The sequence below is a fragment of the Streptomyces sp. XM83C genome, from assembly GCF_023072675.1.
In the GTDB taxonomy this organism is placed as follows: domain Bacteria; phylum Actinomycetota; class Actinomycetes; order Streptomycetales; family Streptomycetaceae; genus Streptomyces; species Streptomyces thermocoprophilus.
This window is the reverse complement of the sequence record NZ_JALLGL010000223.1, coordinates 1-10,224: the sequence shown is the minus strand read 5'-3', so window position 1 is coordinate 10,224 and position 10,224 is coordinate 1. Positions and strand designations below refer to the sequence as shown.

Below are 10,224 nucleotides of genomic sequence, written 5' to 3'. Positions count from 1 at the left end.
AGTCCCCCGCCGGGGTGCCCGGCCCATGGCACCGGCGGCCGGGTGCCGCTGTACGGGCCGGAGTTCGCGGCCGACCCGCAGGCGTACTACAGCTACCTGCGGCACTACGGCCCCACCGCCCCCGTGGAGATCGCCCCCGGCGTCGAGGCGACCCTGGTCACCGACTACCAGGCGGCCCTCCAGCTCCTGCAGGACCCCGGCTCCTTCCGCAAGGACTCCCGCCGCTGGCGCGACCTCGCCGAGGGCCGCGTCCCCGCCGACAGCCCCGTCGCGCCCGTCCTCGCCTACCGGCCGAACTGCATGTTCGCCGACGGCGCCGAACACCTCAGGCTGCGCCAGGCCGTCACCGACAGCATGGCCCGCATCGACTCGCGCCGCCTCAGCCACACCGTCGAGCAGGTCTCCGACTACCTCATCGAACAGTTCGGCGCCCGCGGCTCCGCCGACCTGCTCGGCGACTACGCCAAACAGGTGCCGCTGTTCGTCTTCAACGAACTGTTCGGCTGCCCCGCCGGCATCGGCGACCGCGTCCTGTTCGGCGTCACCAACATGTTCGACGGCATCAACGCCGAGAAGGCCATGGGCGTGATGTTCGGCGCCCTCGGCGAACTCGTCACACAGAAGCGGGCCCGGCCCGGCGACGACGTCACTTCCTGGCTGATGGCACATCAGGCACGCCTCACCGACGAGGAGATGGTCCACCAGCTCGCCCTGCTGATGGTCGCCGGCAACGAACCGCTGCGGAACCTCATCGGCAACACCCTGCACCGGCTGCTCACCCACGACGCGTACGCCCACCGCGGCGGCCTCATCGACGAGGCGCTCGACGACACGCTGTGGGAGAACCCGCCCATGCAGAACCTGGCCGCGCACTACCCGGCCGCCGACATGGAGTTCGCCGGCACCAAGCTCCAGGCCGGCGATCTGATGCTGGTCAGCTTCGCCGCCGCCAACACCGGCCCCGCCCCGGCCGAACCCCGCAAGGGCGAACGAGGCGGCCTGTGGAGCCAGTTCCTCACCTGGCTCACCAGGTGAGCCCACGGCACCGCCGGTGACACGCCGGCGGTGCCCACCGTCGCACCCGCGGACACCACGTGCCGTCCACGAGTGATTCAACTAACACGCACCAACTCTCCACGACCGCATGACCGTTCGAGAGCGGGGGTAGTCAGGAACGCGGTATTCCCTGTTGCTGACGAGGCGAAGGAGGTGCCGTGGACCCCATATCCACGTACACCACACCCAGACCGCACCCCTCGCACCCCCGAATACCCGCCCCCGCCGGCGGGTATCTTCATGCGAGCCCCGCGTCGTACGAGACCCCCGGCACCCGGGAGGTCCCCGCGACGCCGGGACTCCCCGGCACCCTCGGCGCACTCACCGCCGGACAACTCCACCGGCTGTGCACGGTCACCGGACTCGGCCCCGACGACGCCGACGACTACGCCCGTACGCTCCTCCGGGCGCTCGGCCCCGTCGCCGACCGCCCGCTGGACCTGCCGCCGGCCACCCCCACCTTCCTCTCCGACGACCACACCCCCGTCGAGTACTCCCTCTCCTTCACACCCGGAGCGTCCCCCGCCCTGCGCGTCCTGCTGGAACCAGGCTGCGGCGCAGGCAGTTTGGCCCGCAGCGGACGCGCCGGCCTCGACGCCGTACAGGAGATGGCCCGGCGCTGGAACTTCTCCACCGCCGCACTGGACGAGGTACAAGACCTGTTCCTGCCGCCCGAACCGCACGGGCCGCTCGCCCTGTGGTGCGCGCTGGAACTGCGGCCCGGCGGGGTGCCGAAGGTGAAGGTGTACCTCAACCCGGCGGCACGCGGCGCGGACCTGGCCGCCGAGACCGTACGGGAAGCCCTGGACCGGCTCGGCCACCGGCGGGCGTTCACCGCACTGCCCGACGGCGACCGGCATCTGTTCTTCGCGCTCGACCTCGGCGACTGGGACGAGCCCCGCCTCAAGGTCTACCTCGCCCACCAGGGCCTCACCGCCGACGAGGCGGGCGCACTGAACCGGACGGAGCCCGGCCCCGACCCGGAGGAGATCGGCACGTTCTTCCGGCTGGCCACCGGCACCGGCAGCGGGCGGCTCGACCGCCGGCCCGGCCAGTCCTGCCACGCCTTCACCGAGTCCGCGACCGGCCGGCCCAGCGGCTTCACCCTCTACATCCCGGTACGCGACTACGTCCGCGACGACGCCGAAGCCCTGGAGCGGGCCGTCACCGTCCTGGACCACTACGGCATGGACAGCGCCCCGCTGCTCACCGCGGTGCCCGCCCTCACCGCACGCCGCCCCGAGGACGGCACCGGCCTCGTCGCCTACCTGGGCCTCGCCCACCAGCAGGGCCGGCCGCCGCGGGTGACCGTGTATCTGTCGGCGGAGGCGTACGCGGTCCGGCCGCCCGCCGGGGCGACCGCCGCCGTGCAGCCCGCCCCCGCGCCCTGACCACAGGACCCGCCGCGCGGCTCCCGACCGCCCGGGAGCCGCGGGGGCGGTCGGGGATCAGGCCTCGCGCAGCTCCCGCAGATACGCGCCGAAGTCCACCTGGATCGACGTGCCCCGAGTGACGCCGTACCGCTCCTCGATACCGCCCAGATACGCCGCTATCTCCTTGCGCATGACGTCCGGCGCGGGCAGATCCGCCTCCCCGTCCACCAGCCGGGCCACCCAGCGGGCCTGCGCCTCGACGAGCCGCGTGATGGAGCCGTGCGGGCGGATCAGGCCCAGGTAGTACAGGCCGGGCCGGTCCGGGTCCACGATCCTGCGGTACAGCTCCACCGGGCGGTCCTCCGTCGCCGGGCAGCCCGCCGGCAGGAACGGGAACGACATCCGGAAACCGGTGCAGTAGACGACCGCGTCGGCCTCCTCCTCCGTACCGTCCTTGAACACGACCCGGTCACCGTCGTACGCCTCGATCGCCGGCCTCGGCACGACCGCGCCGTGCCGGATACGGCTGAGGATCTCGTCGGAGATGGTCACCGCCGAGGAGAACACCGGGTGGTCGGGCTCCGGCAGCCCGTAGTCGGAGATCCTTCCCCGCGCCACCAGCAGCGCCTTCTCCACCCAGGCCCGCTGCTCCGGGAAGGACATCTTCGTGAACCAGGGGGCCTCCGCGATCAGATCCACGGACAGGCCGAACAGCTGCTTGGGGATGATGTGCAGCCCGCGCCGCACCGACAGCAGGGTCCGCTCGGCGTGCCGCGACAGATCCGCCGCGATGTCCACCGCGGACGCGCCGAGCCCGACGACCACCACGCGCTGCCCGGCGAAGTCGGCGCCGTCCTGGTAGTCCATCGAGTGCAGGATCGTCCCGGTGAAGGAGCCGGCGCCCGGCGGCAGCGGATCGGGCATGTCCGGCAGGGTGTTGTGCCCCGACGCGACGATGACCTGGCTGAAGCTGCGGGTGCGCTCCGACCCTTCGGCGTCGCGGCTCACCACCGTCCAGGAGCCGTCCGCCGCCTGACGCACCGACAGCACCTCGGTACGCAGCTCGATGTGGTCCCCGAGCCCCGCCCAGTCGGCGAACGACCGCAGATACGCGGCGACATCGCTGTGCCGGGGATACAGGGGCAGCGAGTCAGGCATCGGGAAATCGGAGTAACCGGTCAGCTGCCGGGCACTGTTGAGGTGCAGAGCCCGGTAGGCGGGGCCGCGCTCACCGGCGTCCGGCTGCCGCCAGATACCGCCGACGTCCGGCGCCTTCTCCAGGCAGACGACGTCGATGCCCCGCTGCCTGAGTGCGTGTGCGGCCGCCAGTCCGGACAGGCCTGCACCGATCACGCACACACTCACGCCGACCCCCATTGTTCGAACACGGTTTCTCTATACACGGGCATTGACTGCCCACCGTGCTCTCACCTCACACCGGCACCGGAAGGCGGGGGCTGAGGCGTACGCCACTTCCGCGGCGGGGCGCGCACCGGCCGGTCGGCTACTCGGCGAGGTCCTCGTCGAACAGGGCCTCCTGCCGGCCCTGCTTCTCCCGGCGTACCCGCTGTACGCGCAGGCCCACCGTGACCGCGCTGGCCAGGCCGGCCGCCGCGAACGCGAACGGCACCATCCAGCCCCGGTCGACGGTGTGACCCATGGCGTGGTCCAGGGACAGCCTGCCCGGCCCCGCGATCGCGAGGCCCGCCGCGGTGAGGCCGAGGGACGCGGCGTACTCGTAACCGCCCTCCTGGGCGAAGAAACCGTTCGGCGTGTGCACGGACGCCGCGCCCGCCATCGCGCCGGCCGCCGCCGCGCCCGCCGCGGGGGTGGCCAGGCCGAGGGCCAGCAGCACGCCGCCGCCTGTCTCGGCGAGGCCTGCGGCCATCGCGCTCGCCCTCCCCGGGCGGTAGCCCACGGACTCCATGAACCGGCCCGTGCCTTCGATGCCGTGGCCGCCGAACCAGCCGAACAGCTTCTGCGCCCCGTGCGCGGCGAGGACGCCGCCGGCGCCGAGGCGGAGGAGGAGCAGGCCGAGGTCGCGTCGGTCGTACGTCATGGGGTCTCCTGGCGGCGCGGGGTTCCGTGGCGGGGGCTTCCGTCCCCGCACCCACGGTGGCATCGGGGGCGGGGCGGGACCGTCCCCGGAGGGCCGTTCGGGTGACCCTGTGCACCGGGGTGCCGGTGACGCCCTTGTGCGCAGTTCCCCGCGGCCCTTTGTTTGGCGGGGCCATCGTTTCCACCTGCGGGCCGGTGGGGGGCGTTCGCGCAGTTCCCCGCGCCCCTTTCGGGGTGCGTGCGGTTTCGTCGTTCACCGCGGGCCGGTGGGGGCTTGGCGCGCAGTTCCCCGCGCCCCTTCGGGGGTGCGTGCGGTTTCGTCGTTCACCGCGGGCCGGTGGGGGCTTGGCGCGCAGTTCCCCGCGCCCCTTCGGGGGTGCCTGCGGCATCGTTGTTCACCGCGGGCCGGTGGGGGGTGTTCGCGCAGTTCCCCGCGCCCCTGAAGGCCTGCGGCGGCCCCCTGGTGTGAGTGCGTGGCTGGTGTAGCGCCGGCTGTCCGGTGGTGGGGTCGGGGCCGCGCCGGGGAGTGTCCGTCCTCGGTGCGACGCCCTGCCCCTCAGATCCTTGCCCTGCGTTCTCGCCGCACGCTGCGGGCGGGCACCCCCCGACACGTCCCCTCCCCGCCGTACGCGACTGCGGCCCGCCACCGGCTCACCCAGGCCGGCTACGGTCCGCCGCGGGTGCGGGCCGCCACCGTCCCGGGCCGGGCCGGGCCGGGCTCGGGTTCCTGGCGTGGGGCGGCTCTGTGTCTCTCCACCCACTGGGCGGACCTCGAATGGCGCGCCCCCGTCCCACCCACCGGACAGGTGGCGCTACACCAGCCACCCACCCATCGAAACGGGCCGCCGCAGGCATCAGGGGCGCGGGGAACTGCGCGAACGCCCCCCACCGGCCCGCAGGTGGAAGTGATGGCCCCGCCAGACGAAGGGGCGCGGGGAACTGCGCGATCGCCCTCACCGGCCCGCAGGTGAAGACGATGGCCCCGCCAGACGAAGGGGCGCGGGGAACTGCGTGAAAGGCCCTCACCGGGCCGTAGGTGAGAAGGGGCCGTCTCCCCCGGAGGGAACGGGCAGCCGTCCCGGCGGCGGTGTGTATCCCCTGGCGGGGTCCACCCCCAACCCGGCGCGGCGGGACGGCTGCCACTCCCCCCTCGGTATGGCCTACCGGAACACCAGGGCTCCAAGTGTGAAGTTCTGGTGGAGGAAAGTTGAGCATAGGTGCTCTATCTGCCGCAATACCCCGGAAGTTCATATTCCGAATGTGAGGGGTGGACCGGCCGACGGTGCCAGGGGGCGCGGGGCACCCCCGCTCACCCGAGCCGTGGGCTCACCCCCGCCCCACATACGGCATCCCCGTCGCCAGCACCGTCGCGAACTGCACGTTGGCTTCCAACGGCAGCTCCGCCATGTGCCGTACCGTCCGCGCGACGTCGGCCACGTCCATCACCGGCTCCACGGCGACCTCGCCGTTGGCCTGCAGCACACCGGTCTGCATACGCGCCGTCATGTCGGTCGCAGCGTTGCCGATGTCGATCTGCCCGACGGCGATCCGGTACGGCCGCCCGTCCAGCGACAGCGACTTGGTGAGGCCGGTCAGCGCGTGCTTCGTCGCGGTGTACGGCGCCGAGTGCGGCCGGGGCACATGCGCCGAGATCGAGCCGTTGTTGATGATCCGGCCGCCCTGCGGGTCCTGCTCCTTCATCTGTCGGTACGCCGCCTGCGCGCACAGGAACGCCCCGTTGAGGTTGGTGTCCACCACGTGCCGCCACGCGTCGTAGGGCAGCTCCTCGACCGGCACGCCGCCCGGCCCGAACGTCCCCGCGTTGTTGAAGAGGAGGTCGACCCGGCCGAAGCGGCCGACCGTCGCCGCGAACAGCGCGTCCACGTCCTCGGGCCGGGTCACGTCCGTGCGGACGGCGAGGGAGGCGGCCTTCGGGACGAGGGCCGCCGTCTCCTCCAGGGTCTCGGTGCGGCGCCCGGCCAGGGCCACCGACCAGCCGGCGCGCAGCAGTTCGACGGCGACAGCGCGCCCGATGCCGGAGCCGGCACCGGTCACCACGGCGATCCTGGACCGGGAGCCGGACGCGGGCCGGTGCGCGGAGTCGCCGGGCTCGGGCTGAGGGTTTCGATCGGTGCTCATGCCCCCGCAGGGTAGGCGTCGTCCAGCACGTGGACCGCGCCGTTCCGCCATTCGGGCCTCCGGGGGCGGCGCGCCCCGCCTACCGGGTCTCGTCCGGGTAGCGCACGCCCACCCGCTCCCGGATCGCGTCCAGCGTGCGCATCACCGCCAGCGTGCCGTCCAGCGGCACCAGCGGGGACTCCGTCTCCCCGGCCCGCAGCGCCCGCATGACCTCCAGCGCCTCGTGCCGGTACGTCGCCCGCGGCCCGTCCGCCGGGTCCGCCGTGAACTCCTCCGGGTCACGGCCCACCCGGTGCAGCACGAACCGCTCCGGGTGGAAGAACCCCTCCGGCACGTCGATCCGCCCCTTCGTGCCGGTCACCGACGCCGTCACACCCGTACCGCCGTCGATGGAGCAGTGCACCAGCCCCAGCGCCCCGCCGTCGAAGGAGAGCAGCGCGCCCGTCTGGAGGTCCACGCCCTCCGGGGACAGCACGGCCTGCGCCGCCACCCCGGCCGGCTCACCCAGCAGCAACTGGGCGAAGGAGACCGGGTAGACACCCAGGTCGAGCAGGGCACCGCCGCCCTGCTGCGGGTCACGCAGCCGGTGCGCGGGCGGGAACGGGCCGGCGAGGCCGAAATCGGCCTGCACGGTACGGATCTCGCCGATCGCCCCGTCGTCGACGAGCGCCTTCAGCCGCCGTACCAGCGGATTGCAGTACATCCACATGGCCTCCATCAGGAAACGGCCGTGCTCGCGGGCGAGCGTGACGAGTTCCTCGGCCTGGTGGACGTTCAGCGTGAACGGCTTCTCGCACAGCACATGCCGGCCGCCCTCCAGCATCAGCCCGGCCGCCGCGCGGTGCGCCGAGTGCGGGGTGGCCACGTACACCACGTCGACGTCCTCGTCGGCCGCGAGGGACGCCCAGTCGCCGTAGGCGCGCGGAATGCCGAAGCGGTCCGCGAACGTCTTCGCCGACGCCTCGCTGCGCGACGCCACCGCCACGATCTCCGCGTCCGGCAGGTCCACCAGGTCCGCCGCGAAGGAGGCGGCGATACCGCCCGTCGCCAGCACACCCCACCGCACCGTGTCCGCCGTCATGCTCGCCCACCCTCTGTTGCGTCTTCAAGCAGTCTGTACGAGCTGAGAGCATAGGTGCCCCAACAGTCGAACAGGGAGCCGGAAAGGCAGGACCCCATGCCGGAGGGCGGCACCGATACACCGCAGCCGACGCAGACCCCGCAGCCCGCGACCACGCCCGTACCCGCACCGCGGCCGGCCGGCCCCGGCACCGGGGGCGCGCCGTCCGCCCGCGTGCCGCACGGCCGTACCGGACTGCTCGTCACCTTCGTCCTCGGCGGGCTGACCGCCACACCCCCGCTGGCGATGGACATGTATCTGCCGTCGCTGCCGGAGGTCACCCGCACCCTGCACGCCCCCGCCGCCACCGTCCAGCTCACCCTCACCGCCTGCCTGCTCGGCATGGCGCTGGGACAGCTCGTCGTCGGCCCGATGAGCGACCGTTGGGGCCGGCGCCGCCCGCTGCTCGCCGGTCTCGCCGTGTACGTCGTCGCCACCGCCCTGTGCGCCCTCGCACCCACCGTGGAGACACTCGTCGCGTTCCGGCTCGCGCAGGGCCTCGCCGGGGCCGCCGGGATCGTCATCGCCCGCGCCGTCGTCCGCGACCTGTACGACGGTGTCGCCATGGCCCGCTTCTTCTCCACCCTCATGCTGATCTCCGGCGTCGCCCCGGTCGTCGCCCCGCTCATCGGAGGGCAGATCCTGCGGGTGACGGACTGGCGGGGCGTGTTCGTCGTACTGACCGTGATCGGACTGCTCCTCGGCGCGCTCGTGTGGTTCCGGCTCCCGGAGACCCTGGAACCGGGGGAACGGCACGCGGGCGGCGTGGGGGAGGCCCTGCACGCGATGCGCCGCCTCCTCGCCGACCCGCCCTTCACCGGCTACCTCCTCGCCGGCGGGTTCGCCTTCGCCGCCCTCTTCGCCTACATCAGCGCCAGCCCCTTCGTCGTACAGGAGATCTACGGCGCCTCCCCGCAGACCTTCAGCCTGCTGTTCGGGCTGAACTCCGTCGGCCTCGTCGCCGCCGGCCAGATCAACGGCAAACTCCTCGTCGGCCGCGTCAGCCTGGAGAAAGTCCTCGCCACCGGCCTCGCCGTGATCATCCTCGCGGCGACCGCCCTGCTGCTCATGGCGACCGGCTCCCTCGGCGACGTGGGCCTCCCGCCCGTCGCCGCCGCGCTGTTCGTGCTGATGTCCGCAATGGGCATCACCATGCCCAACACCCAGTCCCTCGCCCTGCTGCGCACCCGGCACTCCGCGGGCTCCGCCTCCGCACTGCTCGGCACGGCCTCCTTCCTCATCGGCGCGATCGCCTCCCCGCTCGTCGGCATCGCCGGCGAGGACACCGCCGTCCCCATGGCCGTCGTCCAACTGGTGAGCGCACTGGTCGCACTGGCCTGCTTCATGGGAATGTGCCGTCCCTGGAACAAGCGTGCGGACGGAGAGGGAGCAGGACACTGAGCACGCCGAGACTGCGCCGGGACACACCCGAGCGCGCCGGACTCGACCCCGACGGAATGGCCCGCCTGGTACGCGAGGTCCACGAGCTGACCACCGGCCCCCGCCCCTGGGCCCCCGGCGCCGTCGTCCTCGCCGGACGCGGCCCTGTCGTCGCCGTCCACGAGGCCGCCGGACACGCCGTACGGTACGCCGCGTACGACCCCGACACCGACACCGGCATCGAACTCCCCGCGGACCGGCAAGTGCCGATGACCGTCGACACACCCTTCGACCTGGCCTCCGTCACCAAACTGTTCACCTCGGTGGCCGCCGTGCAACAGATCGAACGCGGCACCCTCGGCATCGACGCCCTCGTCGGCGCCTACCTGCCGGAGTTCACCGGCGCCGCCGAGGCGGGCGTCACCGTACGGCAACTGCTCACCCACACCTCCGGGCTGCGGCCCGAACTGCCGCTGTACGACTGCGCCGACGACACCGAACGCCTCGCCCTGCTGCGGGCCGAGGCCCCGTCCTCACCGCCCGGCACCTACCGGTACTCCGACCTGAACATGCTGCTCCTTCAGCACCTGCTGGAACGCCTCACCGACCGGCCCCTCGACGTGCTGATCCACGACGGCATCACCCGGCCCCTCGGCATGACCGCCACCTCCTTCGGGCCCCGGCCCGACGCGGCGGCCACCGAGGACCAGCGCAAACCCTGGGCCAAGGCCGACCGGGGCATGCTGCGGGGCGAGGTCCACGACGAGAACGCGTGGGCGCTCGGCGGTGTCGCCGGGCACGCGGGGCTGTTCTCCACGGCGTGGGACCTCGCGGTGTTCTGCCGCACCCTGCTCGCCGGCGGCTCCTACGGGCCCGCCCGCATCCTCGGCCCCGACTTCGTCGAACTGCTGCTGACCCCGCCGGGGCTGGGCTTCGCCGTGGACCAGCCGTGGTTCATGGGCGAGCTCGCGGGGCGGGGGGCTGCGGGGCACTGCGGCTTCACGGGGACGTCGGTCGTTCTCGACCCGGTCACCGACACGTACCTCGTCCTTCTGGCCAACGCCGTTCATCCCCGGCGGCGGGGGGCCGACAGTGGGC

At 73.0% G+C, this 10,224-nt stretch carries 7 protein-coding genes and 1 pseudogene; 4 read left to right on the top strand and 4 right to left on the bottom strand.

The window, feature by feature from the left end:
- Together MTQ10_RS22180 and MTQ10_RS22175 are read left to right on the top strand one after the other, a co-directional pair.
- Positions 1-984 (top strand): annotated as a pseudogene (locus MTQ10_RS22180) (cytochrome P450); the annotation flags it as partial.
- A gap of 230 nt (positions 985-1,214) precedes the next feature.
- On the top strand, positions 1,215-2,447 hold the full coding sequence (locus tag MTQ10_RS22175; protein WP_247471276.1) for a tryptophan dimethylallyltransferase family protein: 1,233 nt from the start codon (positions 1,215-1,217) through the stop codon (positions 2,445-2,447).
- Between the two features lie 57 nt (positions 2,448-2,504).
- Here MTQ10_RS22175 and MTQ10_RS22170 read toward each other — a convergent pair whose 3' ends face one another.
- The 4 genes from MTQ10_RS22170 to MTQ10_RS22155 all read right to left on the bottom strand — a co-directional run bounded on the left by MTQ10_RS22170 (position 2,505) and on the right by MTQ10_RS22155 (position 7,707).
- Entirely contained in the window at positions 2,505-3,794 is a 1,290-nt protein-coding gene (locus MTQ10_RS22170; RefSeq protein ID WP_247471274.1) for a flavin-containing monooxygenase, read from the bottom strand.
- A gap of 139 nt (positions 3,795-3,933) precedes the next feature.
- Positions 3,934-4,488 carry a DoxX family protein gene (locus MTQ10_RS22165; RefSeq protein WP_247471271.1) on the bottom strand — a complete coding sequence of 185 codons (555 nt, stop codon included), beginning with the start codon at positions 4,486-4,488 and terminating at the stop codon, positions 3,934-3,936.
- 1,325 nt (positions 4,489-5,813) lie between these two features.
- Entirely contained in the window at positions 5,814-6,545 is a 732-nt protein-coding gene (locus tag MTQ10_RS22160) for an SDR family oxidoreductase (RefSeq protein ID WP_374117666.1), read from the bottom strand.
- A 160-nt stretch (positions 6,546-6,705) separates the two neighbouring features.
- The gene (locus MTQ10_RS22155) at positions 6,706-7,707 is read right to left on the bottom strand and encodes a Gfo/Idh/MocA family protein (RefSeq protein ID WP_247471265.1); all 1,002 of its coding nucleotides are present in this window, start codon (positions 7,705-7,707) and stop codon (positions 6,706-6,708) included.
- 96 nt (positions 7,708-7,803) lie between these two features.
- On the opposite strand from MTQ10_RS22155, the gene MTQ10_RS22150 reads away from it, so the two are divergent.
- A complete protein-coding gene (locus MTQ10_RS22150; RefSeq protein ID WP_247471262.1) occupies positions 7,804-9,147 on the top strand; it encodes a multidrug effflux MFS transporter in 1,344 nt (447 codons plus the stop codon).
- Positions 9,099-10,224: serine hydrolase domain-containing protein (locus MTQ10_RS22145; protein WP_247471259.1), on the top strand; the 1,126-nt coding region annotated here is incomplete at its 3' end. The genes MTQ10_RS22150 and MTQ10_RS22145, both read left to right, overlap by 49 nt.

Excerpts from the sequence above, each read along its gene's own strand:
- MTQ10_RS22165 (WP_247471271.1), bottom strand. The coding sequence starts at position 4,488 with ATGACGTACGACCGACGCGACCTCGGCCTGCTCCTCCTCCGCCTCGGC.
- MTQ10_RS22155 (WP_247471265.1), bottom strand. The coding sequence starts at position 7,707 with ATGACGGCGGACACGGTGCGGTGGGGTGTGCTGGCGACGGGCGGTATC.
- MTQ10_RS22150 (WP_247471262.1), top strand. The coding sequence starts at position 7,804 with ATGCCGGAGGGCGGCACCGATACACCGCAGCCGACGCAGACCCCGCAG.